The 24,550-nt window shown below is 65.5% G+C and carries 20 protein-coding genes; 15 read left to right on the top strand and 5 right to left on the bottom strand.

Annotation, left to right across the window (positions count from 1 at the left end; genetic code table 11):
• The first annotated feature begins 203 nt into the window (after positions 1-203).
• The 3 genes from gltB to GMST_RS22750 all read left to right on the top strand — a co-directional run bounded on the left by gltB (position 204) and on the right by GMST_RS22750 (position 6,364).
• Positions 204-4,784 (top strand): glutamate synthase large subunit, encoded by a 4,581-nt coding sequence (gene gltB / locus GMST_RS19105; protein WP_246399889.1) that lies wholly within the window; start codon positions 204-206, stop codon positions 4,782-4,784.
• Positions 4,785-4,886: 102 nt separating this feature from the next.
• A complete protein-coding gene (locus tag GMST_RS22745; RefSeq protein ID WP_183356305.1) occupies positions 4,887-5,480 on the top strand; it encodes an FAD-dependent oxidoreductase in 594 nt (197 codons plus the stop codon).
• Positions 5,477-6,364, top strand: coding sequence for an FAD-dependent oxidoreductase (locus GMST_RS22750; RefSeq protein WP_183356306.1), 888 nt, complete (start codon positions 5,477-5,479; stop codon positions 6,362-6,364). Before GMST_RS22745 ends, GMST_RS22750 begins: the two co-directional genes overlap by 4 nt.
• Positions 6,365-6,578: 214 nt before the next feature.
• On the opposite strand, the gene lhgD is transcribed toward GMST_RS22750, so the two are convergent.
• Positions 6,579-7,778, bottom strand: coding sequence for an L-2-hydroxyglutarate dehydrogenase (gene lhgD / locus GMST_RS19120; RefSeq protein ID WP_183356307.1), 1,200 nt, complete (start codon positions 7,776-7,778; stop codon positions 6,579-6,581).
• Between the two features lie 199 nt (positions 7,779-7,977).
• Between lhgD and GMST_RS19125 the strand changes: the two genes are divergently transcribed.
• A complete protein-coding gene (locus GMST_RS19125) occupies positions 7,978-8,343 on the top strand; it encodes a hypothetical protein (RefSeq protein ID WP_183356308.1) in 366 nt (121 codons plus the stop codon).
• Between the two features lie 115 nt (positions 8,344-8,458).
• Here the strand turns inward: GMST_RS19125 and GMST_RS19130 are convergent, their stop codons facing one another.
• The 3 genes from GMST_RS19130 to GMST_RS19140 are packed head-to-tail and all read right to left on the bottom strand — an operon-like array spanning position 8,459 to position 11,065.
• On the bottom strand, positions 8,459-9,214 hold the full coding sequence (locus tag GMST_RS19130) for an energy-coupling factor ABC transporter ATP-binding protein (RefSeq protein WP_183356309.1): 756 nt from the start codon (positions 9,212-9,214) through the stop codon (positions 8,459-8,461).
• Positions 9,211-10,023: a cobalt ECF transporter T component CbiQ gene (cbiQ, locus tag GMST_RS19135; protein WP_183356310.1), complete on the bottom strand. Its 813-nt coding sequence runs from the start codon at positions 10,021-10,023 to the stop codon at positions 9,211-9,213. Before cbiQ ends, GMST_RS19130 begins: the two co-directional genes overlap by 4 nt.
• A complete protein-coding gene (locus tag GMST_RS19140) occupies positions 10,010-11,065 on the bottom strand; it encodes an energy-coupling factor ABC transporter permease (protein WP_183356311.1) in 1,056 nt (351 codons plus the stop codon). Before GMST_RS19140 ends, cbiQ begins: the two co-directional genes overlap by 14 nt.
• Positions 11,066-11,333: 268 nt before the next feature.
• Here GMST_RS19140 and GMST_RS19145 point away from each other — a divergent pair, with 268 nt between their 5' ends.
• The 10 genes from GMST_RS19145 (at position 11,334) to GMST_RS19190 (ending at position 21,201) form a co-directional block, all read left to right on the top strand.
• Positions 11,334-11,774 (top strand): Fur family transcriptional regulator, encoded by a 441-nt coding sequence (locus tag GMST_RS19145; RefSeq protein ID WP_183356312.1) that lies wholly within the window; start codon positions 11,334-11,336, stop codon positions 11,772-11,774.
• Positions 11,775-12,028: 254 nt separating this feature from the next.
• Positions 12,029-12,979: a metal ABC transporter substrate-binding protein gene (locus GMST_RS19150; RefSeq protein WP_183356313.1), complete on the top strand. Its 951-nt coding sequence runs from the start codon at positions 12,029-12,031 to the stop codon at positions 12,977-12,979.
• Positions 12,980-13,306: 327 nt separating this feature from the next.
• Positions 13,307-13,801 (top strand): TlpA family protein disulfide reductase, encoded by a 495-nt coding sequence (locus GMST_RS19155; protein ID WP_183356314.1) that lies wholly within the window; start codon positions 13,307-13,309, stop codon positions 13,799-13,801.
• A 322-nt stretch (positions 13,802-14,123) separates the two neighbouring features.
• Positions 14,124-14,636, top strand: a complete 513-nt coding sequence (locus tag GMST_RS19160) for a nitrous oxide reductase accessory protein NosL (RefSeq protein WP_183356315.1) — start codon at positions 14,124-14,126, stop codon at positions 14,634-14,636.
• 34 nt (positions 14,637-14,670) lie between these two features.
• Positions 14,671-14,976 (top strand): hypothetical protein, encoded by a 306-nt coding sequence (locus tag GMST_RS19165; protein WP_183356316.1) that lies wholly within the window; start codon positions 14,671-14,673, stop codon positions 14,974-14,976.
• Complete coding sequence (locus GMST_RS19170) at positions 14,973-16,109, top strand: ABC transporter permease (RefSeq protein WP_183356317.1); 1,137 nt, start codon at positions 14,973-14,975, stop codon at positions 16,107-16,109. The genes GMST_RS19165 and GMST_RS19170 overlap by 4 nt, the downstream gene beginning before the upstream one ends.
• A gap of 1 nt (position 16,110) precedes the next feature.
• On the top strand, positions 16,111-16,836 hold the full coding sequence (locus tag GMST_RS19175; RefSeq protein WP_183356318.1) for an ABC transporter ATP-binding protein: 726 nt from the start codon (positions 16,111-16,113) through the stop codon (positions 16,834-16,836).
• Complete coding sequence (locus GMST_RS19180) at positions 16,833-17,831, top strand: hypothetical protein (protein ID WP_183356319.1); 999 nt, start codon at positions 16,833-16,835, stop codon at positions 17,829-17,831. The genes GMST_RS19175 and GMST_RS19180 overlap by 4 nt, the downstream gene beginning before the upstream one ends.
• A gap of 109 nt (positions 17,832-17,940) precedes the next feature.
• Positions 17,941-18,780 (top strand): substrate-binding domain-containing protein, encoded by an 840-nt coding sequence (locus GMST_RS19185; protein ID WP_183356320.1) that lies wholly within the window; start codon positions 17,941-17,943, stop codon positions 18,778-18,780.
• 3 nt (positions 18,781-18,783) lie between these two features.
• Positions 18,784-21,201, top strand: a complete 2,418-nt coding sequence (locus GMST_RS19190) for a PAS domain-containing hybrid sensor histidine kinase/response regulator (RefSeq protein WP_183356321.1) — start codon at positions 18,784-18,786, stop codon at positions 21,199-21,201.
• Positions 21,202-21,506: 305 nt separating this feature from the next.
• Here the strand turns inward: GMST_RS19190 and GMST_RS19195 are convergent, their stop codons facing one another.
• Entirely contained in the window at positions 21,507-22,322 is an 816-nt protein-coding gene (locus tag GMST_RS19195) for a hypothetical protein (RefSeq protein WP_183356322.1), read from the bottom strand.
• A 228-nt stretch (positions 22,323-22,550) separates the two neighbouring features.
• Between GMST_RS19195 and GMST_RS19200 the strand changes: the two genes are divergently transcribed.
• Positions 22,551-24,317, top strand: a complete 1,767-nt coding sequence (locus GMST_RS19200; RefSeq protein WP_198424581.1) for a SulP family inorganic anion transporter — start codon at positions 22,551-22,553, stop codon at positions 24,315-24,317.
• Positions 24,318-24,550: the final 233 nt, after the last annotated feature.

A 24,550-nucleotide genomic window follows, 5' to 3' on the forward strand; every position in this document is an offset into this window, starting at 1 on the left:
CCGCGCCAGCGCGAACCCTCCCCTCTTTGCCACCCATCTCTTAAAAAAACTCCTGCCGGTTTGCAACGCTACGCCACGTGGTATGCTTGCTGTCGTTCCGGTTCCCATGAGGAGAACCGGCAGCTGCTCTCCACGCCGCCTCCCCTCCCCTTTGCCCCGCGCCCCTGGCGGCTCGCCCCTTTCTGCACAGGAACCCTATGATCATGAGAGGCTTTCCCGAGGCGCAGGGTCTCTACGACCCGGCACGCGAGCACGACGCCTGCGGCGTCGGTTTCGTGGCCAACCTAAGCGGTGCGGCTACCCACCTGATCATCCGCCAGTCGCTGGAGCTCCTGGTCAACCTGGACCACCGCGGCGGCTGCGGCTGCGAGCCCAACACCGGCGACGGCGCGGGGATCCTGGTGCAGATTCCGGATCGCTTCCTGCGCCGGGTGGCCGGCGAGATCGGCATCCCGCTCCCCCCGGTGACCCGCTACGGCGTGGGGATGGTGTTCACCTCCCCGGAGCCCGAGGAGCGCGCACGGGCCCGCGCGGTCCTGGAGCGGATCCTCGTCGAGGAAGGGGTGCCGCTTTTGGGGTGGCGCGACATCCCGACCGACAACGCGACCCTGGGGGGGACGGCCCGAGACGGCGAGCCCCGCATGCGCCAGCTCTTCGTGGGGCGCCCGGCACACCTCGCCGACCAGCTGGCCTTCGAGCGCAAGCTCTACGTGGTGCGCAAGCGCTCGGTGCAGGAGATACGGCGCGCGGGGATCGACTCCTACTGGTACCTGGCAAGCCTCTCCAGCCGCCCCCTGATCTACAAAGGGATGCTCACCACGGAGCAGTTGGAGCGCTACTACCCCGACCTCTCGGCACCCGACTTCGCGAGCGCCCTCGCCCTGGTGCACTCGCGCTTCTCCACCAACACCTTTCCCCTCTGGGAGCGCTCCCACCCCTACCGGCTCTTGGCCCACAACGGCGAGATCAACACGCTGCGCGGCAACATCAACTGGATGTTCGCGCGCCAGTCGCTTTTGGCGAGCCCGCTGTTCGGCCCGGACATCGGCAAGCTGAAGCCGATCATCAACACCAACGGCTCGGACTCGGCGATGTTCGACAACTGCCTGGAGCTCCTGGTGATGTCCGGGCGCCCGCTCCCCCACGCGATCCTCATGATGGTGCCGGAGCCCTGGGAGAACCACGAGTCGCTGGACCCGGAGCTGAAGGCCTTTTACCAGTTCCACGCCTGCCTCATGGAGCCCTGGGACGGCCCGGCCGCCCTCACCTTCAGCGACGGCCGGTTCCTGGGCGCGGTCCTGGACCGAAACGGCCTGCGCCCCTTGCGCTACTGGGTCACCAGCGACGGACTGGTGGTGCTCGCCTCCGAGGCGGGCGTGCTCCCCATCCCCCCCTCGCGCGTGGTCGAGAAGGGGCGCGTCCAGCCCGGCCGGATGTTCCTGGTCGACCTCCTGCAGGGGCGCATCGTCCCGGACCGGGAGGTAAAGGAGGGGCTCGCCTGCGCCCACCCCTACCGCGACTGGAGGGAGCGCTACCTGATCCCCTTTGCCGCCCTCCCCGAGACGGACCGGCTCCCCCGCGAGAAGGCCCCGCTTATCAACCGGCAGCTCTGTTTCGGCTACAGCTACGAGGATGTAAGGACCATCCTGGAGCCGATGGCGCGCGACGGGGTTCAGCCGCTGGGCTCCATGGGGAACGACACCCCTCCCGCCGTGCTGTCGCTGCGCCCGCAGCTTATCTACGACTACTTCAAGCAGCTCTTCGCCCAGGTTACCAACCCGCCCATCGACCCGATCCGCGAGGAGCTCATCACCTCGACCGTCACCCACCTCGGCAACCAGGGGAACCTTTTGCACCCGGAGCCGGAGAGCGCGCGCCTGATCCGCCTGGAGCACCCCATGCTCACCGACCGGGACCTCGCCCGCCTGCGCGCCTGCCCGCACCCCGAGTTCCAGGTGCGCACCCTGAGCCTGCTCTATCCCGCCAAGGGGGGCCAGGACCAGCTGGAGTCCGCCCTCGAGTCGCTCTTCGGGGCCGCCGACGCAGCGCTTGCCGCCGGGTACAACATCCTCATCCTCTCGGACCGCGGGGTTTCTGCCGAACTGGCGGCGCTCCCGGCCCTTTTGGCGCTCGCGGGGCTGCACCACCACCTGATCCGCTGCGGCACCCGCACCCGGGTCTCGCTCGTCCTCGAGTCGGCCGAGCCGCGCGAGGTGCACCACTTCGCGGTGCTCATAGGCTACGGGGCCACGGCGATCAACCCCTACCTCGCACTGGAGACCCTCGCCGACCAGGTCGCCCAGGGAAACCTCGAGGGGCTCACCGTGGAGGCGGCCCAGAAGAACTACCTGAAGGCGGTGGTGAAGGGGATCGTGAAGACCATGGCCAAGATGGGGATCTCCACCATCCAGAGCTACCGGGGGGCCCAGATCTTCGAGGCGCTCGGGATCAAGAGTTCGGTCATCGACCGCTACTTCACCTGGACCGCCTCGCGCATCCAGGGGGTGGGACTCGCGGAGATCGCCAGCGAGTACCTCACCAGGCACCGGCGCGCCTTCCCCGGGCGCCCCGCCCTCCCGGTCACCCTCCCCTCCGGCGGGGCCTACCAGTGGCGCAGCGACGGCGAGGAGCACCTCTTCAGCCCGCTGGCGATCCACACCCTGCAGCAGGCGGCCCGCAGCGGAGACTACCAGCAGTACAAGGCGTTCTCGGCGCTCATCAACGAGCGAACGGTAAAGCACTGCACCCTGCGCGGCCTCTTGGGGTTCAAGCCGGTAGAGCCGGTCCCCATCGAGGAGGTCGAACCGGTCGAGGAGATCGTCAGGCGTTTCAAGACCGGGGCCATGTCCTACGGTTCCATAAGCCAGGAGGCGCACGAGGCCCTGGCGATCGCCATGAACCGGCTGGGGGGGAAGTCCAACACCGGCGAGGGGGGCGAGGACCCGGAGCGTTACCGGTGGACCAACGAAGAAGGAGATTCCAAGAACAGCGCCATCAAGCAGGTCGCCTCGGCCCGCTTCGGGGTGACTAGCTACTACTTAAGTAACGCCCGCGAGATCCAGATCAAGATGGCGCAGGGGGCGAAACCCGGCGAAGGTGGCGAGCTCCCCGGGCTCAAGGTGTACCCCTGGATCGCCCGTACCCGCCACACCACCCCGGGGGTGGGGCTGATCTCCCCCCCGCCGCACCACGACATCTACTCCATCGAGGACCTGGCCGAGCTGATCCACGACCTGAAAAACGCGAACCGCCGGGCCCGCATCAGCGTGAAGCTGGTCTCGGAGGCCGGGGTCGGGACGGTGGCGGCGGGGGTGGCCAAGGCCCACGCCGACGTGGTGCTGATAAGCGGCTACGACGGCGGCACCGGGGCCTCGCCGCTCTCCAGCATCCGCCACGCCGGGCTCCCCTGGGAACTCGGGCTCGCCGAGACCCACCAGACCCTCCTTTTGAACGGGCTGCGCAGCCGGATCGTCGTGGAGACCGACGGCCAGTTGAAGACCGGGCGCGACGTCGCCATCGCTGCCCTCTTGGGCGCCGAGGAGTTCGGCTTCGCGACGGCCCCCCTGGTTACGCTTGGCTGCCTGATGATGCGGGTCTGCCACCAGAACACCTGCCCGGTCGGCGTGGCCACCCAGGACCCGCGGCTGCGCGCCAACTTCACCGGGAAGCCCGAGCACGTGGTGAACTACCTCAGGTTCGTGGCCGAGGAGTTGCGCGAGATCATGGCGCAGCTTGGCTGCCGCACCGTGAACGAAATGGTCGGGCGGAGCGACCTCTTGGAGCCGCGCCAGGCCCTGGAGCACTGGAAGGCCAGGGGGCTCGACTTGAGGCACCTTTTGTACCGCCCGATGCACACCCTCGAGCAGTGCCAGTACTGCAACCTCCCCCAGGACCACGGGCTTGAGGGATCACTCGATCTTGCGCGGCTCCTGGAGACCTGCCGTCCCGCGCTGGAGAAGGGGGAGCGGGTGCGCGCCGAATTCCCCATCCGCAACGTGAACCGCGTGGTCGGGACCATCGCGGGGAACGAGCTCACCCGGGCCCACGGCGCCGAGGGGCTTGCCGAGGACACCATCTGGCTCCGCTTTACCGGCAGCGCCGGGCAGAGCTTCGGCGCCTTTCTCCCCAACGGGATGACCCTGGAGCTGGTGGGGGATGCCAACGACTACCTGGGCAAGGGGTTAAGCGGCGGGAAGCTGATCGTCTATCCCCCGGCGGGTGCCGGATTTGTCGCCGAGGAGAACATCGTCACCGGCAACGTTGCGGCCTACGGTGCCACCGGAGGAGAGATCTACCTGCGCGGCCAGGCGGGAGAGCGCTTCGCGGTACGAAACTCCGGGGCGACAGCCGTCGTCGAGGGGGTGGGCGATCACGGCTGCGAGTACATGACCGGCGGGACCGTGGTGGTTCTGGGGCATACCGGGCGCAACTTCGCGGCGGGGATGAGCGGCGGGATAGCCTACGTCTGGGACCGCCAGGGCGACTTCGCCACGCGCTGCAACAGGCAGATGGTCGGGCTGGAAAAGCCTGCAGGCCGGGACGCCGCACAGTTGAGGGGACTTGTCGAGCGGCGCCGCGACCTGACCGGCAGCGCGGTCGCCGCAGCAGTCTTGCAGGATTGGGAGCAGGCCCTGGGGCAGTTCGTGAAGGTGATGCCCAAGGACTACCAGCGGGTACTGGGGGCACTGGAGCGGGCCGAAGAGGCAGGACTGAGCGGGGCCGAGGCCCTGGAGGCGGCCTTCGAGGAAAACCTGCGGGACGCGGCACGGCAAGGCGGAGGGTAACTGCAGGCGTGATCGGTCGGATCGTTCGGCTTGGTCGGATCGGCCGGATCGAACTGATAGGGCAACCTCCCCCACAACACCTGAAGCACCACGGGAAGAACCATGGGCAAACCAACCGGATTCCTCGAGTACCCCCGAGCACTCCCCCCCGACCGCAGCTGCGAAGAGCGGGTCGAGGACTGGCAGGAGTTTCACCGGAAACCGCCCCCGGAACTGTTGCGGGAACAAGGCGCGCGCTGCATGGACTGCGGCACCCCCTTCTGCCACACGGGCATCCTGGTGAGCGGAATGGCGAGCGGCTGCCCGGTTAACAACCTGATCCCGGAGTGGAACGACCTGGTCTACCGGGGACTGTGGCGCCAGGCCCTGGACCGGCTGCAGCGCACCAACAACTTCCCCGAATTCACCGGGCGGGTCTGCCCTGCCCCCTGCGAAGGGTCCTGCGTCCTCGGGTCCATCGACCCGCCGGTCACCATAAAGCTGATCGAGGCGGCCATCGCGGAACGCGGCTGGGAGGAGGGGTGGATCGTCCCGAAATGCCCGGCGGCCAGGACCGGCAAGAAGGTGGCGGTAGTCGGCTCAGGACCGGCAGGGCTCGCCGCGGCCGCACAGTTGAACCGGGTCGGCCACGCGGTGACCGTCTTCGAGGCTGCCGACCGCCCGGGGGGCTCCTCATGTACGGGATCCCCAACATGAAACTGGACAAGGAAGCGGTGCTGTTGCGCCGGGTGAAACAAATGAAAGAGGAAGGTGTCCGTTTCCGCCTGAACACCCGCGTGGGGAGCAAGTACCCGGCCCAGCGACTCCTCGCCGAGTTCGACGCCGTGATCCTGGCGACCGGGGCCGGCGCCCCGAGGGACCTGCGCATCGAGGGGCGCCAGCTGGGCGGGATCCACTTCGCCGTCGATTTCCTCACCGCCAACACCCGCGCCCTTCTGGACGGCCGTGGGAATTTTGTGAGCGCCCAGGGTAAGGACGTGATCATCATCGGCGGCGGCGATACCGGTACGGACTGCGTCGCCACGGCGCTGCGCCACGGCTGCCGCAGCGTCACCCAGCTGGAAATCCTCCCCAAACCGCCCCTAAGCCGCGCGCAGGTGAACCCCTGGCCCGAATGGCCGGTGCTCTACCACGTCGACTACGGCCAGGAAGAGGTAGCCGCGCGCTTCGGCTCGGACCCGCGCCGCTACGCGACCTCGGCGGTCAGCTTCAAGGGAGATGCCGACGGCGCCGTCCAGGGGGTGCAGACCGTAGAAGTCCGCTGGGAGCTCAACCATGCCGGGATGCGCATTCCAAGGGAGGTTCCGGGGACCGCCCGGGAGCACCCGGCTCAACTGGTCCTCTTGGCGATGGGGTTTCTGGGGCCGGAACAGGCGCTGCTCGAGGAGCTCGACGTCGCGCGCGACCCGAACACCACCATCAGCGCCGACTTCGAGGATTACGCAACCAGCGTCCCCGGGGTCTTCGCCGCCGGCGACTGCCGCAGGGGGCAGAGCCTGGTGGTCTGGGCCATCCGGGAGGGGCGCGGCGCGGCGCGGGAGTGCGACCGTTTCTTGATGGGCGACAGCGAACTCCCCTGATTTTCCTAACGATCCCCCTACTAAACAAAAAAGGCATGTAAGCCGCCGACCAACTGGCGCTCCATGCCTTTTTTGCGTCTTGCGACGTATTTCCTGACTAGGGGAAAATCGAGCTCCTCCTGCCCCGGCGGCATGCTTCACACGGGCTCCCCGGTTTCCCAGTGCCGGTGCGTCTTTCCTCCGTGTGCTCCGTGTCTCCGTGGCAATAACGCCTTCAGCTTTTGAAGTGTTGCGCCACGATCCCCTGCGCCAGGTCCATCGAGGAGGTGAAAGCCGGGGAGATGGGGTTCAGCACATGCAGCGCCGGACCATCCGCTACCACCAGGAAATCCATCACCATCTGTTTGGTCTGCCAGTCCACCAGCTGCGGGCGAATCCCCACCTTGGTCGCCGCCACCAGATCCGCGGGGTCGAGGCGCTGCACCAGGCGCGCGGCGTCCCGGTAGAAGAAGGACGGCAGGTACTTCTTCGGTTCGGTGAGCGCCACGTTCCTGAAAAGCGGGTTGGCCATGAAAAGCACCAGGTCCTCCCAGGCGATGGCCAGCGCCTCGCTGTCCATGCCGGCCAGGATGCCGTAGTTCTCCCGCCCGAACGCGGGAATGGCGGTCGGTCCGAGGTAGACGTCGCCGTGGACGCTCCGGGTGAAATGCACCCCCAGAAACGGGTTCCGGATATCCGGGACCGGGTAGATGCTGGAGTTCACCGTGATCGGCGCCTCCTTGCGCAGGAGGCGGTACACCCCCTTGAAGGGGATGAGCCGGTAGCGGTCGGCGATGCCGAAATGCCGGGCGACCGTGTCACAGTGGGCTCCCGAGGCGTTGATGAGCCGGTTGAAGGCGATCTCCCCCTGCCCGGTCCTGGCGACCCCGCTCCCCTTGAGCCCCTCGAACCGGCAGTCGAGCAGGATCTTGACGCGCCCGCTCGCCTCCAGGTCGGCCTTCAGGCTCTTAAGGACCGCCTTGGGATCGACCACCGCGGTGTAGTGCGAGAAGAGCGCGCGTTCCACGGTCCGGGCGTGGGGTTCGATCTCTGCCAGCTGCCGGGCGTCGATCATGTCCACCTTGGCGCCGTTGGCGAGCGCGCGCCGGTACAATTCGTCGAGTACCGGCAGCTCCTCCGGAGTCCTGGTGACGATGACCTTGCCGTTTTCCAGAAGCGGCAACCCCTTTTCATTGCAGTAGGCACGCATCAGGAAGTTGCCGTTCAAGCAAGACTTCGCCTTTAGGCTGTCGGGAGCGTAGTAGATGCCGGCATGGAGCACGCCGGAATTGCGGCCGGAGGCGTGCCGCCCGAGTTCCGGTTCCTTCTCGATGATGACGATGTCGCCATGCCCGGTCCTGACCAGCTCCCTCGCCAGGGTAAGGCCGATGATGCCGGCCCCCACAATCAGTATTTCAGCACGTTCAAAGCTCATAATGCCCCCCGCACAAGGCACCGCTCGCTGCGGCGCAAAGATCACCCAAGTATGCCTTCTCTTTGTGCTTTTGCCAACCACTGATCGCACGGCGCGGCGTCTGGACAAACCGCGCCGGCGGCAGGATCAGGTAAAGGTTTGACCGACAACAGAAAATTTGCTAGAAAGGCGTGAGCTTACATTAACAGGGAGGTAGCACATGAACAAACTTATGGCGGTTCTGGCAAGCGTAGTGTTCGTGGTAACTGCAGCAGTGGCACTCGCTCAAAGCAATACGGAGAGCCCGTTCAAAGTTGGAGCTTCTATCTACGCCTGTGGATGCGGCGCCGGCTGCAACTGCGGCACGATGAGCGCCAAAGCCGGCAAATGCGGCTGCGGCAAGAACCTCGTGAAGACCACGGTCACCAAGGTCGCCGACAACAAGGTCTACTACCAGATGAACGGCGCCGAGATGTCGGCCCCAGCCGCCGGGAAGTACGTCTGCAGCTGCGGCTGCCCGTGCAATACCGTGAGCCAGAAAGAAGGGAGCTGCGCCTGCGGCAAACCGCTTAAAAAAGCCGAGTAACCTCACCTTTCACCGCAAACGACAAAAAGGCTATTCCCGCTGAAGGAATAGCCTTTTTTCGTGGCACTAAGCCCGCGCTCGCCGGCTCAAGCCGACACGAAGGGCCGGGAGCCGTTTAGCGGCGCGTGCCACAGACGGGACATCCCTGCAGCGACAACGGTTTCTCCAGCCGGCACTCCTCGAGCAGTTCCCGGTCCTGGAAGATCTCCAGCGTCGGACCGTCGGCGCGCACCTCGCCGTCCTTGAGGACGATGGTCCGCTCGCAGAGGTCGAGCACCATGTCGAGGTCGTGGCTGGTGAAGATGCGGGTATGCCGGAACTCCTTCAAAAGGGCGATCAGCTGGCGCCGCGAGTACGGGTCGAGCCCGTTGGTCGGCTCATCCAGCACCAGGATGTCGGGGGACATGGAGAGCACGGTTGCGACGGCGACCCGGCGCTTCTCTCCTCCGGAGAGGTGATAGGGAGCCTTTTCGACCAGGTGACGCGCCCCTACCCGCTCTAAAGCTTCGATCACGCAGCGGTCCAGGTCGCCGCCGGAGAGTCCCAGGTTGAGCGGCCCGAAGGCAACATCGTCGTAGACGGTGGGCATGAAGAGCTGGTCGTCGGGATCCTGGAACACCATGCCGACGGTGCGGCGGATCTGGGGGAGCGTCCCCTTGTTGAGCGGGAAGTCGCCGATCTGGATCTCGCCCGACGTGGGCGCCAGGTAGCCGTTCAGGTGCAAAAGCAGGGTCGATTTCCCGGCGCCGTTTGCGCCGATGATGGCCACCGACTCGCCGTGGTGGATCCGGAAGGAGACGTCACGCAAGGCCTCGGTGCCGTCGGGATAGACGTGGCGCAGGTTCTTGACCGCTACGATGTGATGGCTCATGAAAACAGTCCCGTAACTAAGGAGCCGAGGAGCTCGGCAGGGTTAGTAAGGCGCAGCAGGATGAAGAGCGCCGACCAGCCGCAGAGGTAGAGGAGTTCCGCCCTGCCGAAGCGGTAGTTCTGGCGGATCTGGAAGGCGCCGGTGAAGCCGCGGGCCAGCATCGCCATGTGGATCCGCTCTGCGCGCAGCCAGGTCTTGAGCAGCAAGGTGGCGATAAGCGAGCTGTAGCTTGAGACACCCTGCCCCTTGGTGCCGAAGCTGCGCAGTTCCCGGGCCCGCGCGGCCCGCCCCCCCTCCTCGGCCAGCACGAAAAGGTACCGGTAGAGAAAGAGCAGCTGTACGGCGAACACCTTGGGCATGCCAAGCTGTTCCAAGGCCCTACAGATCGCGGGAAAACCGGTGGTGGCGAGCAGGATGAGCGCAGCACTCACGGTGAGCAGGGTACGGACCAGGATGGAGGCAAAGGAGAGCCATCCCCCGGAAATGGCGACGGGGCCCAGGTAAAGCTGGATGTCGGTGTCGAGGAGCGGATTGAAGACGCCGACCACCAGGGCGAAGGGGCAAAGAAGAGCCACCTTCCGGGCAAGGTAGCCGGCGGGGAGGTCGGCAAGTCCTATCAGCGCGGCGGGAAAAACGAAAAAGGGGACGAGTGCGGAAACCTGGTAGCGACCAAAGGAGATGACGCTCACCAGGAAGACCAGGACGACCAGCACCTTGGCCCGCGGGTCCAGCCGGTGCAGCGCGCTGGTGCCGGCGGCCAGGCGGTCCAGGCGCTGGAAATCGAGCAGCGCTGCGTCAATGGATGCCATAGGCTTTGCGCAGGTTCCTTTTCTTCAGAAAGAGTCCGCTCGCCACGACCAGGAGCAGCACCGCCAAGCTGCCGATCATGCCGGCCAGGCTGGTTCCCGGATGCACCGACAGGGGGCGCTCGGCGCGGGGCGCAGCGGCGGGTTCCGGCTTCAGCGCAGAGCTGCGGAAATCGTATTCGGGGAAAAGCGCCACCGTGTCCTGCAGGCGCGCCAGGCTCTGGTGCAGAGCGCCCCGTGCCTTCAGTTCGCTCCCCCCGGTGATGCGGGCGATGGCCCACTCAAGCCCGTCCGGGTCCTTGGAGGCGAAGGCGGAAACCACCCCGCCGGTCACCACAGCGAGGAGCAGGAACCCCAGGAGTACCCGGCGCAGCGGCCAGACACCGCCAGCCGGTGCCGCGGTGGCGGCAGGCTCGAGGATCTCGGGGCGGGCCTTTCTGACAAAGGAAACGATGGCGGCGGTGACCACCCCTTCCACGACCCCTATGGCGAGGTGGATCGGGAGCATGAGCAGCAGGAAGGTCCCGAAAGGGAGTTCGGCGATCCCCGAGGCGACGGTCTCCAAGACCACGGCAAAGGGGCCCAACTGCAGCCCGATCACGGCGCAGAGCACGGTGACCCAGGTCTCGCGACCGCGGCCGGGGCAGGAGCCCGCCAGGTTGCGGTAGATGAAGGGGTACACCACGAAGGCGGGAAAAAACCCCATGTTGAAGATGTTGCAGCCCAGGGCGAGCAGCCCCCCGTCGGCGAAAAACAGGGCCTGGACGATCAGCACCGAGGCGATGGTCAGGAAGGCGGCATGGGGGCCAAGCAGGATGGCGAGCAGCAGGCCGCCCCCCAGATGCCCGCTCGATCCGGTACCCGGAATGGAGAAGTTGATCATCTGCGCGGCGAACAGGAAGGCACCCAGAACACCCATGAGGGGAACTTTCCGGTCATCGAGCTCGCGCCGCACCTTCGCGGAACTGTAGGCGATGGCACCCGCAGATGCCGCCCACATCGAGCCTCCGACTGCCGGCGATAACAGGGCGTCGGCCATGTGCATGTTGATCCCTCCCCTTACCCTTTCACGACGCCGACCATGGCGTAGCACGAATAAATAAATCGTGCTACCGAACCAATACTAGATGATCCCTACCCTGTCAAGTTGCTTTTAATTGGTTTGTGTATACAACATCTTCGGGCGATTCCGGCTCCGGCTGCACTTGTCTCTGCAGCGGAGCAGCAGACCTACAACCCATTAGAATTCTTGACATAGCGTTTCGAATAGGTATGATGCGGGGCAACTCACGAGAGGCGCAAGGTGCCGCACCATGGAACGTAGCAACCACCTGCTCGATGATCAGTTCCAGATGTTCGAAACAGCCTGCCGGCGCGCCGGCCTGAGGCTCACCCACCAGCGCCTCGAAGTCTACCGCGAGCTGGCACGCGCCGAAGACCATCCCTCAGCCGAGACCCTGCACCAGCGCCTGCGCCGCTCCATCCCCACCCTCTCCCTCGACACCGTGTACCGCACCCTGGCCACCCTCGCCTGCCACCGGCTCATCAACAAGGTGGACACGGTGGAAAGCCAGGCCCGCTTCGAGGCCACCCAGCATCAGCACCACCACCTCATCTGCAGCAAGTGCAAGCAGATCACGGATTTCGAGTGGCACTCAATCGATGCGCTCCCGCTCCCCGCGCAGGCAAATGAATGGGGTCAGGTCGAGAGCAAAAACGTGGTGGTCTACGGCCTCTGCGCCCACTGCCAATAGCCCCATCCTCCGCTCCCCGCCAATACCTCTCACCTCTCACCTCTCACAGGCTCACCCCGCGCAAGCCTCGTGCACTACCTGCCGGCATAGATGCGGCGCCGCTTATGCACCCTGCCACTGCCTCGCCCCCCCAGGGGACCGGATCGCGCGACACAGCGCACTTGACAAGTAAATAAAAATCATTTCTATTTAAGCGAGTACTGCGAACCTGAACCGCCCCCCGCGTTCCGCGGGGAACCGAACGGAGATAAACCATGAAACGAGCGCTCCTGGGTATTTCGCTGATCCTCTTCAGCATCACCTTACTTGCCTGCCAAAAGAAACGGGAAGTACCGGTCAATGCCAAGCCGGCCCCCGGCTCGCGGCTGAGCGTGGTGACCACCCTGTACCCCTTGTACGACTTCACCCGCACCGTTGCGGGCGACAAGGCGGAGGTCACCATGCTGCTGCCGCCTGGGATCGAGCCCCACAGCTTCGAGCCGAAACCCGAGGACATGGTGCGCGTCAGCAAGGCAGACGTCGTGGTCTTCACCAACGAGGCGATGGAGCCGTGGGCCGTGAAGATGCTGAAGACGGTGGCCGGCAAACCGGTGGTGGTGGATGCCAGCAAAGGGGTCGAGCTTAAACCCGCGGCTCCTGTGGCGGACCAGGGGCACGGCCATGAGGAGCAAGGGGGGAAGGATCCCCACATCTGGCTCGATTTCGGCAACGCGCAGATCATGGTACAGAACATCGCCGACGGCCTGAGTTCGAAGGACCCGGCAAACCGTTCCTTCTACCAGGCCAACGCCCAGGCTTACCAGCAGGAGCTTAAGAAACTGGACGAAGCGTACCGAACGGGGCTCAGCAACTGCGAGAAGAGGGTCTTCCTGCACGGCGGGCACTACGCCTTCGCCTACCTGGCCAGGCGCTACAACCTGCGGTACCTCTCGGCCCAGGCGGTCAACCCCGACGCCGAACCGACCCCGACCAAGATTGCCACGCTGGTCAAGGAGATGCGCGCCAACGGCCTGAAGTACGTGTTTTGCGAGGAGCTCCTTTCCCCGGCCACCGCCGAGATGATCGCGCGGGAAACCGGAGCCAAGGTGCTGTTGTTAAACGGGGCGCACAACATCAGCAGGCAGGACTTCGAGAAGAAGGTGAGCTTTCTCGACCTGATGCGGGAGAACCTGGCCAACCTGCGCCAAGGGCTCCAGTGCAAGTGACCGTTCGGATGCCTGGAGCGGCGGCGCTTCGTCCGCTCCAGGCATCCGGCGCACCGCTTCCTGCGTCCTTCCCCTCGACGGGCTTCCGAACGGGCCGCCCCGCCTGACAAGATCTTGGCAACCATTCTCATTTTTTCGCACCCTTTCCCATTCAGCCCCCCTCGCACTGTCTCGGTAACATCACGCGATACCGTCACTTCTTCTTGCGGCAGGTCAGGGCTTGCATGTTGCAACCCTTCTGACAGACACGCATAAACCTCCTGACAGTCTGCGGGATCCCTCACCCAGGGGTCGCCCCCGACGTTGTCAGTTTTCGAGGTACCTGATATGGCACGGATCGCGATGTTTGTGGTAGCCGCAATGCTGTACCAGGCGCTAGCGGCTCCGGCAGCACTGAGTATCGAGGTGGGAGAGCCGGTCCCCGAGTTCGGATTGCGCACCCTCGCCGGCGAGGTAATCTCCCGCGCCAGCCTCGCGGGTAGGCCCCTGCTGATCTTTTTCTGGAGCACCCGGAGCAGCAGTGCCCGGCACACCCTCCCCTTGCTGAACCAGCTTGCCGAGCGGTTCGGCCAGCAGGGGCTGACGGTGCTCGCCATCAATACCGGGCAATTGGACAGCGAAGAGCGCGCGCGGGCGTTCTGGAAACAGCACCATTTCCACTTCGCGGCCGGATTCGATCGCTACCTGGAGCTGCGCCAGTCCTTCGGCATCCACCACACCCCGACCGTCATGCTGGTCGATGCCTGGGGGATCGTCCGCTACAAGAGCCGCGAGCTCCCCGGCGACCTGGAACAGATGATGAGGGAACTCTATCAGCGCTGAAACAGCCCCCATCTCCCTCCTTGGTTTACTGGACCTGGTCCATGCGCTCTGACACAACGCGTATGCCCGGTGCTACCTGCCCCCGCCATTCCTCCCCTTTTTGAGCTTTGATCCCGAATAAACGGTCACCACATCCCTACCAGTGCGGATTTTGCACCCCCCTCATTGATAATCTCTCTTGGTCATGATACATAGTAGAGGGCGTTAACCCTGCCGCTCACCTGGATCCGCTTTTCCAGGTGGCATTCCGTGCCGCGAGATTCTGCCGCCAGGCGCCCTGGCGGCTCGAGCCCGGGGTTGATCGCACCTAAGGGGGGAACCGATGGCACTATTGCCGAGCAGCATCCTGAACCGTTTTGGTCGCCTCATCGCGGCCGCCCTCTGCGTCGTGCTGCTGAGCGCCGCGGCGAGCCTCGCAGCACCCAAGGCCCCGGTAAAGGCCCCTCCGAAAGATGCCAAGTGTCCGGTCTGCGGCATGTTCGTCGCCAAGTACCCGAGCTGGGGCGCCAGCATCGGCTACCGGGACGGCAGCTTCGCCTACTTCGACGGTCCCAAGGATCTCTTTTCCTACTACCTGAATCCCCGCAAGTACGATCCGGCCAAGAAACCGGGCGACATCGTCAGCATCGAGGTGAAGGACTATTATTCCCTTGCCAGCATCGACGCCAGAAAGGCATACTTCGTTTCCGGCAGCAAGGTGCTCGGCCCGATGGGAAAAGAGCTGGTTCCCTTTGCCCGCCAGGCGGACGCCGAGGGGTTCCGCAACGACCACCAGGGGCGCCGGGTGCTGCGCTTCCCCGAGGTCACCCTCGACCTTTTGAAATCACTGGAATAGTTTGATGCTATCGCCCTGGCGGGCGAGGTGAGCGATGCCGACCCTGCGCAAATCGACCCTATTTTTCCTGCTTGTCGCCCTGAACCTCTTGGTGCTGGCCGCGCTGTCGCTGCACGCCGAGGTGCGCTCCGGGCAGCTTCCCGCCCAGCGCGCCGCAAGCCGCGCGCTGGTGCGCCAGCTCAAGCTGAGCGACCTCTGCCTCTTCACCGAAGCCCGCTACACCCGCCACCCCGCCATGGCGGACCGCCACGCCCCCTTCCAGGACCACCCGCTGGCCCTGGAGCACTTCCCGTCCGGCAGCCTGGTTTCCCCGCCAGCCCTGCGCCGCGAGGCCAAATGAACCGATCCCTGCAGCGCCACCTGAACATCCTGGATTTCGCGCTCTCCTCGCTGTGGCGTCGCAAGGGGAAGAACCTCGCGCTGCTCGCGGTCTATACCCTGATCATCTTCATCATCGCCTCCATCGTGTTCTTCACCCAGGCCCTGAAACGGGAAGCCGACCTGGTCCTCCAGGACGCCCCCGACCTGGTGGTGCAGCGCATGGTCGCCGGGCGCCACGACCCGATTCCCGTCTCCTACGGCACGGGGATCGCGGCGATCCGCGGGGTGAGCGAGGTGACGCCGCGCTTTTGGGGGTACTACTACGACCCGGTGACCGGCGCGAACTTCACCCTGGTGGCCTCGGACGACCAGGAGCTCAAGCCCGAGGCGATCTCCATCGGCTCGGGGGTGGCCCGCACCAGCCGGATCAGCATCGGCGACTTCCTGCCGCTCAAGGACATCAAGGGTTCTCCGGTCCTCTTCTCGGTACAGAAGATCTTCCCGAGTTCGTCCGAGCTGGTGGCCGCCGACCTGATCCAGCTGCGCCAGGAGGACTTCCAGAGGCTCTTCGACTTCCCCGCCGGACGCGCCACCGACCTCGCGGTGAGCGCCGGCAACCCCGCCGAACTCGAGACCATCGCGGCCAAGATCGTGCACGACTTCCCGGATACCCGACCGATTCTCAAAAGCGAGATGATCCGGACCTACGACTCGGTCTTCGACTGGCGCTCCGGGATGGTCCTGGTCGTTTTGGCGGTGGCGGTGCTCTCCTTCATCATCTTCGCCTGGGACAAGGCGACCGGGCTCTCCGCCGAGGAGAAGAAGGAGATCGGCATCCTGAAGTCGATCGGCTGGGAGACCACCGACGTTTTGCTGCTGAAATCCTGGGAGGGGATCGTCATCTCGCTCAGCGCGTTCCTCTTCGGGGTGAGCCTTGGTTACCTGCACGTCTTCTTCTTTTCCGCCTCGCTTTTCGAGCACGCCCTCAAGGGGTGGAGCGTACTCTACCCCGAGTTCAAGCTGACGCCGGTGATCGATCCCTACCTGATCTGCCTGCTCTTTCTTTTGAGCGTCGGTCCCTACGTCGCCGCCACGGTGGTCCCCTCCTGGCTGGCCGCGACCGTGGATCCCGATGCCGCCATGAGGTCCTGACGTGATCGAAGTCATCGAAGTCAGCAAGTCCTTCAACGTGGGGAAGGTGAACCAGTTCGACGCGGTGAGCCGGGTGAGCTGCCGCATCGCGCCGGGAGAGCTCACCATCCTGAAGGGTCCCTCCGGGTCGGGCAAGACCACCCTGATGACGCTCATCGGCTGCATGGCCCGCCCCAGTTCCGGCCGGATCGTACTCTCGGGAATCGGCGCCGGCTCCCTGTTCGGCCAGCAGCCCGACGCGGAGATCGAGATAACGAGCCTCCCCGAGCGCTTCCTCACCGGCATCCGGCGCAGCGCCTTCGGCTTCATCTTCCAGCAGTTCAACCTGGTGAGGGGGATCAGCGTCCTCGAGAACGTGATGCTCCCCGCCTACCCCACCGGGGTGAACCACAAGGTGCTCCGGGAGCGCGCCCTTACGCTTTTGGAGACCTTCAACATCGCCCGTCACGCGAGCTCGCAGGTCGGGCTCCTCTCGGGGGGCGAGATGCAGCGGGTGGCCATCGCCCGCGCGCTCATCAACGACCCGTCGGTGATCATCGCCGACGAGCCGACCGCCCACCTCGATTCCCGGCTCTCGCGGGAGTTCATGGCGCTCATCGAGGGGTTCAAGAGCGCCGGAAAAACCGTGTTGATCGCGAGCCACGACCCCATCGTCTTCGACTCCCCCCTGGCCGACCAGGTGATCGAGATGCGCGACGGCGCCCTCATCGACGGGTCCCGCCCATGATCATGCACCCGGGGGTCCTCGCCCTCTTCACCGGTTCCCTTTTGACCTCGGCCATGATCCTCTACGCGGGGTGGTACGGGGTGCGCATCCTGCGCAACTGGGACCTCTCCAGCGGCAGCGAGCTCCAGCTCGCCCTGGAGAAACGGACCTACCTCATCTCCACCCTGTTGACGTACGCCCTGGGGTTCGAGCTCATCTCCCTCTTTCTCTTCGTGTTCACCGCGGACCGCTTGCACCTGCTCTTCTCCGGCGCCATGTGCGCGGCGGGGACCTTGAACGCCAACGGCTTCGGCTACCCGCTTTTGATCCTCAAGCTGGTGAACTTCCTCTTGGCCGGAATCTGGCTCATCGTGAACCACGCCGACAACCAGGGGTACGACTACCCCCTGATCCGCTTCAAGTACCTTTTGCTGGTCCCCCTGGTCCCCTGGTCGCTTCTGGAGTTCAGCTACCTCTTCGCCTACTTCTCGGGGCTGCACGCCGACGTGATCACCTCGTGCTGCGGCAGCCTCTTCAGCCTCGAGCGCCCCGGCATCGCCGGCGACCTCGCCTCGCTGCCGGTCGAGCCGATGCGCCTCGCCTTTTTCGGGACCCTGGCGGCCACCCTGGTAAGCGGCCTCTACAGCTGGCGTAGCGGGAAGGGGTGCTATCCTTTCGCGGTGTTAAGCCTCGCCACCCTCCTGGTGAGCCTCGCCTCACTGGTCTCCTTCATCTGCCTCTACATCTACCAGCTCCCCAGCCACCACTGCCCGTTTTGCATCTTGCAGGGCGAGTACCACTACCTCGGCTACCCGATCTACGCAACCCTTTTGGGGGGTGCGCTGGCCGGCATGGGGACCGGGTTTCTGCACCCCTGGCGCCGGCGCGGCAGCCTAAGCCGGGCGATTCCCAGGCTGCAGCGGCGCCTGGCGGCGACGAGCGTCCTCTTGTTCGCGGTGTTTCTGGCGATCGCGTCCTACCAGATGATCTTCTCCCCGTTCCGCCTCGGGAGATAATTTCCCCCGCAACCCGTGAGAACCCTTTCCTTTTCCGGCAAACGGTGGTAGTGTTTCGGCCTTCCTTTCTCACAACCTTTCCAGCTCCACCTGGGAGCGGAGGCACTCCATGTTCGGGGCACTGCGGCTTTTTGCATCTCTGCTGGTGCTGTTCCTCACCCTTGCCGGCGCCGTACCCGCCCGGGCAGCCGGCGAGCTGCGCGTCGGCGGCAACGGTTCGGCGCTGGGAGCCCTGCGCCTGCTCGCCGCCGCCTACCACAAGCGCCATCCCGACACCACCATCCGCATCGTCGCCAACCTGGGGAGCTCCGGCGGCATAGCCGCCCTCCAAAAAGGGGCGCTCGATCTCGCGGTCAGCGCGCGGGCCCTCAAATCCGACGAGCAGGAGGGGGGGCTGAGCGCCCGGGAATACGCCCGCACTCCGTTTGTGTTCGTCACCAACCAGAAAGTTTCCAAGACCGGGATCACGGAATACGAGCTGTTGAGCCTGCTCAACCAGGCGTCGCCGGTCTGGCCGGACGGCTCCCGGATGCGCGTCGTCCTGCGCCCGGAAAGTGACGTCGACACCACCCTCATCGCGCAGATTTCCCCACAGATCGAGCAGGCGCTGGCTAACGCCCACGCCCGCCCCGGGATGCTGTTGGCGGTCACCGACAGCGACTGCCTGACCGCCCTCGAGAAGACTCCCGGTGCCTTCGGCACCGCGGCGCTCACCCATATCGTCACCGAAAAACGCTCGGTGCGCCCCTTAAACTACAACGGGGTCGCGCCGACCCTCAAGAACCTGGCCCGGGGCAGCTACCCGTTCAGCAAACACTACTACCTGGTCCAGGGGCGCTCCCCCTCCCCGGCGGTCCGGGAGTTCACGGCTTTTGTGAGCTCGCCCGCAGCGGGAAAGATCCTCTTCCGGGCCGGCAACCTCCCCCAGTTGGCAACCAAGGAGCGCTGAGCCATGCAGCTGTCCCGGACCAACTCGCGTTTCACGGCCCACTTCACCGTCGCCCTCGCCTTCGTGGTCGGGCTCCTCTTCCCCTTGGGCTACTTCGTCTTGAGTTACCAGTACGCGATCGGAAGCCTGGAAGCCGAAGCCGAGATCAACGCCCGCATCGTCGCCGGCCTCATCAACCAGAACCCCGAGATGTGGCGTTACGAGCACGAGCGACTGGAATCGCTTTTGTCGCGCCGCCCCCAAAACGGACAGCCCGAGGTACGGCGCATCATCGACACGCTGGGCGAGGAGGTCGCCTCCAGCGGCCAAGCGCTACCGGATCCCGCCATCAGCCGCTCGCAGCCACTTCTCGACGCCGGGGCGGTCGTGGGGCGGATCGAGATCAGGCGCTCGCTCGTCCCCATCCTGGAAAGCGCGGGGCTCGTGGCCCTGTTCGGGCTGGGGCTGGGGATCCTGGTGTTCATCCTGCTCCCCTTCCGCGCCATAAGCCAGGCGGCGGGGCAACTGGAGGACTCCCACAGCTTCCTCACCCGGGTCATGGAGGGCAGCACCAACGCCATCATCGTGCTCGAGCTCTCCGGCATTATCGAGATGGTCAACGAGCGCTGTGCAGCCTTGAGCGGGCATGCCCGCGAGGACCTCCAGGACCAGCCGATCGACCTCCTCTTCGGCCCGGAGACGGAAGCCCGGGTCCGGCAGGAACTGCAGGCGGTTTTGTACGGCGCGGAGACCAAGTTCGAGTGCGACCTGCTGCGCCGGGACCACAGCACGGTCCCGATCTCCTGCGGCGCCGCCCCGCTGTACCAGGAGGGGCATCTGGCGGGGATCGTGCTCACGGTCGAGGACATCAGGGAGCGCAGGGAGGCAGCGGAGCAGCTCAAGCGGGCCAAGGAGTACACCGAGCGGCTGATCCAGGCGGCCAGCGTGATCATCGTGGGGCTCGACCGGCAGGGGGTGGTCACCCTGGTGAACCGGACCGCCGAAGAGGTAACCGGGTACCAGGCAGCGGAACTGGTCGGGCTCAACTGGTTCGAGACGGTGGCGAGCGGGGAGAGCCGGGACGCGCTGTACGACTTACGGCCAAGCGGTGCCGCGGCAAGCGTCTCGGAGAGCCAGATCGTCGCCAAATCCGGCTCCCTGCACACCATCTCCTGGCGCACCAGCACCATCGAGGAGAACGGCGAACCGGTCGGGACCCTCTGTTTCGGGGTCGACGTCACCGAGCACAAGAAGGTGGAGGCGCAACTCAGGCAGTCCCAGAAGATGGAATCGATCGGGCAGCTGGCGGGCGGGGTCGCCCACGACTTCAACAACATGCTGAGCGTGATTCTGGGCTACACCCAGCTCTGCCAGATGGAGGCCGGCGAGGAGAGCACGCTCTCCCCCTACCTGCAAGAGATCTCCAAGGCCGGCGAGCGCTCCCGCGACATGGTGCGCCAGCTGCTCGCCTTTTCGCGCAAGGAGCTGATCTCCCCCAAGGCCGTCAACCTGAACGCGCACTGCATCGCCACCGAGAAGACCCTGGGGCGCCTGATCGGCGAGGAGGTCACCTTGAGCTTCCTCCCCTCCACCAACCTCTGGACCGTGAAGATCGACCCCTCGCAACTGGACCAGGTGCTGATGAACCTGGCGGTGAACGCCCGCGACGCCATGCCCGAGGGGGGCACCCTCACCATCGAAACCGCCAACGTCTCGATCGGCGAGGAGTTCTGCCGCTACCACCTGGACGCCCACCCGGGGGACTACGCCTGCCTCACCGTCCGGGACACCGGGATCGGCATGGACCGGGAGCTGGTACGGCGCATCTTCGAGCCCTTCTTCACCACCAAGGAGATCGGCAAGGGGACCGGACTGGGGCTTGCCACCGTATACGGGATCGTGACCCAAAACGGCGGGTTCATCGAGGTCCAGAGCGAACCCGGGGAGGGAACCGCCTTCCTCATCCGCCTCCCCCGGCTGCCGGAGGAGAACCTGGCCGAGTCCCACGAGGAGCCCCCCAAGCCGGCGGGGTCCGGAGCGGTCCTGGTGGTGGAAGACGACACCATGCTCCTCTCCATGGCCACCCACATGCTGGAAACGATCGGCTACCGGGTCACCCGCGCCACCTCCCCCGAGCAGGCGCTGGCGCTGTGCCGCGAACAGGAGACCTGCTTCGACCTGGTCCTGAGCGACGTGGTGATGCCGGGGATGAACGGCAAGGAGATGGCGCGGCATATCGCGGAGCTGCGGCCAGGGCTCAAGGTGCTCTTCATGTCGGGGTACTCGACGGAGATCGTCGCCGAGCGCGGCATCATGGAGGCCGGCATCCACTTCATCCAGAAGCCTTTCGACATGAACGTCCTGCACCGGAAGATCCAGGAGCTGCTCCAGGATCCGCAGGTGCCCGCCGTGGGCTCCCTCACTCCCCTCCCCCCCAGCTGAAGGTACGCCGGATCAAGCCCCCAGCGCTGTCGACTCGCGGCGCTTCCCAACCCCCTCGCCCAAGAGCTGCCGGCGCCGCCCCGCGCAGCAGCGCGCCGGATTCCCGCGCACCTATTCCTGTTGCAGGGCCCAAACTGAGCGGTGGATCGGCTGGGCGCAGTCTGAAGGGACTGGTAAACCTGGGAAGCGTGCGGGACCTCGGCGCGTCCGGCCCGGGCGCGCGCAGCCGAAGACCGGCTGTGTCACGCCGAGAGGTGGCCGGAGCATTGAGTGCCGGAAGGGGTGGGAAGCTGGTAGGAATGGTATCAGTCGGGAACCTTGATATCGACCTGCAGGGTGAGGGTGTTGGAGCCGGCCAGCGAACTGTGGGTGTACATGTCGTAGCCGAAAAGGAGGGTGACATTGCGGGCAAAGGCCCAGGAAAAACCTACGTTGAAGGAGCCGTTCGAGTTGTTCCCCCCCATGTAGTCCAGCCCCAGCCAGAGGTTATTCGAGATCTCCCTCAGGGTGCGGTCCCAGGAAAGCAGCACTCCGTGGTTGCGCACCCTCCCCTGCTCGTCGACGAGCGCCCGGCGCGACCCGCGGTAGTACCCCACCGAGAGGCGCCCCAGGGCGGGGAGCGGGCCGAGTCCGGGAACCGACTTCGCCACCAGCCCATAGACGATGTTCTGCCCCGAGGTCACCTTCGGGGCGTCACCGGTCACGATGTCCTTGGCGGTCCGACCGTTGTAGATCCCGACCGCCAGGGCCGGTGCATAGGGGAAGAGCTCCTCCTCGGGGGCGGCGAGCTTGGCATTGCCGCTCCAGGGGTGCTGGTCGTTGGGGTCGTTGGCTATCACCAGGTAGTCGACGCCGAGTTCCAGCTGCGCCATTCTAAAGGGGAGCACCCCGAAGGTGAGGCCCAGGTCCAGGGTGTTGGAATCGCGGCTCGCCGAGGGGCTCGGCGGCGCATCGACGTCGCCGGAGGCCCTGAAGAAGTTGTTGATCCCCAGATCCATGGTTTTGAAGGGCTGCACGTCGACGGAGGGGATCCAGACGATCGAGGTGGGCCTGGCCCAAACCGGGCTACCGGTCGCCAGGACCAGGAGCAGGGATACCAGGTAGCAGGCAGGTTTCTTCACGGCTGCGCCTCCACAATTAGTTATCGCTAATAAACACCACCTACCTTACCATGGGACAAATCGGCGTCAAGAAACCGCCCGGCAGTGCCGATATCTATAATATAAACAACCAAGGTCGGGATGCAGGCGGTTGACGAGCTCCGTACCGGGCCTGAAGAAACACATTGGGCGAGCTTCCTGCGCCCCGCTGTGATAAGCTGGCACGCAGCATTCATGAGAGGATCGGTCGTGGCAGGGTCGAAAGAGAACAATTCGGGAGGTCCGCGGGGCGCGCGCAGCACCGTGCGGGCACTGTTCCCCATCCTCAACTGGCTGCCGGAGTACCGTTCGCCCCGGCTTTTGCACGACCTCTTCGCCGGCGTGACCCTGGCCGCCTACGCCATCCCGGTGGCGATGGCCTATGCGCTTTTGGCCGGACTCACCCCGCAGGTCGGGCTCTACTGCTACATCGGTTCGGGCGCGGTCTACGCCCTGTTCGCCACCTCGCGCCACCTGGCCATTGGCCCCACCGCCGCCATCTCGGTAATGGTAGCGAGCGTGGTCGGCACCATGGCCGCCGGCGACCCGGTGCTCTTCGCCTCCATCGCCTCGGCGACCGCCGGGCTTGTGGCCCTGCTCTGCTTCCTCGCCTGGGCCCTCAAACTGAGTTCCTTCGTAAGCTTCATCTCCGAGACCATCCTGACCGGCTTCAAGGCCGGCGCCGCGCTCAGCATCGCCATCACGCAGCTCCCCAAGCTCTTCGGGGTTTCCGGCGGCAGCGGCAACTTCTTCCAGCGCTTCGAGTTTCTCTTCCGGCAACTCCCCGAGACCCAGCCGGTGGTGCTTGTCATCGGCATCTGCTCGCTCGTGGTCCTCTTCGCCGGGGACCGTTTCTACCCCAGGCGCCCCTTCGCGCTTCTGGTGGTGGCCCTTTCCACCGCCGCAGTCTCCGCCTTCCACCTGACGGACCTGGGGGTCCAGGTGGTCGGGACGATCCCCAAGGGTCTCCCGAAGTTCTCCTTCCCCAGCGTGGGGATGCAGCACATGGAGGAGATCCTGGAGCTCGCCTTTGCCTGCTTCCTGCTCTCCTACGTCGAGAGCATCGCTGCGGCCCGCACCTTCGGGACCAAGCACGGCTACACCATCGACCCGCGCCAGGAACTCCTGGGGCTTGGAGCGGCGAACCTTTTGGCCGCTTTCGGCCAGGGGTACCCGGTGGCCGGCGGGCTGTCCCAGTCGGCGGTCAACGAGGGGGCCGGGGCGCGCACCCCGCTCTCCCTGTTCTTCGCCTCGATCAGCCTCAGTTTCGTGCTCTTCTTTCTGACCGGGCTGTTGCGGGACCTCCCCCAGGCGGTGCTCGCTGCGGTCGTCATCGTTGCGGTGTCGCGCTTCATCAAGATCTCCGATTTCCGCACCCTGTGGCGGGTGAGCCGCATCGAGTTCCACGTGGCGCTGGTCGCCTTCTTCGGGGTGCTCCTCCTGGGGATCCTCAAGGGGGTCACCATCTCGGCGGTCGCCTCCATCCTGTTCCTGCTCCGCTTCCTGGCCAGGCCGCACGTGGCGGTCCTTGGCCGCATCCCCGGGACCTCGCGCTTCGCCGACCTGGCGCGCCACCCGGACAACGAGCCCTTCCCCGGCCTGTTCCTGTTCCGGGTCGAGGCGCCGCTGCTCTACTTCAACGTGGACACCGTGGAGCGCCTGGTGCTCGACGCGATCCATTCGGCGCACGTCTCCCGGGCTCCGGTGAAGCTCGTGGTCTGCGACCTCTCCACCTCCCCCTACATCGACGTCGCCGGCGCCCGGATGCTGGCCCGGCTGGTGGACCAGCTGGAACTCGAGGGGATCGGTTTCCGGGTGGCCGAGGCCCACGCCGCGGTGCGCGACATCCTGCGCGACACCGGTGTCGCCCCCTACCTGGGAGGGGTCGACCGGCGCACCTCGCTGGGCGACATCGTCCAGCAGTTCCAGATCGGCAGCGTGGCAGGCGGCGCCCCCAGCTGTCCCGGCAGGGGCTAGTCCTTTTCCTCACTCGTTGCACAATCCCTCCATTATTGTTCCCACTTTTCCTCTTAGTATGGCTACCGTAGCAGCAACGGGATTACGGCAGGTCGGATAAGTATCGACACCGTCTTTTACAGCGCCACAGATAGACCAAGAAGAGGAAGTATCGTCCCGTCACTCACTCTGGCAGACACAGGACGATGAACATTGACACGCTCCCTTTGCCAGGCAGTCTGTTTCTGCTAGAC

The organism is Geomonas silvestris, assembly GCF_014193515.1.
Classification (GTDB): domain Bacteria; phylum Desulfobacterota; class Desulfuromonadia; order Geobacterales; family Geobacteraceae; genus Geomonas; species Geomonas silvestris.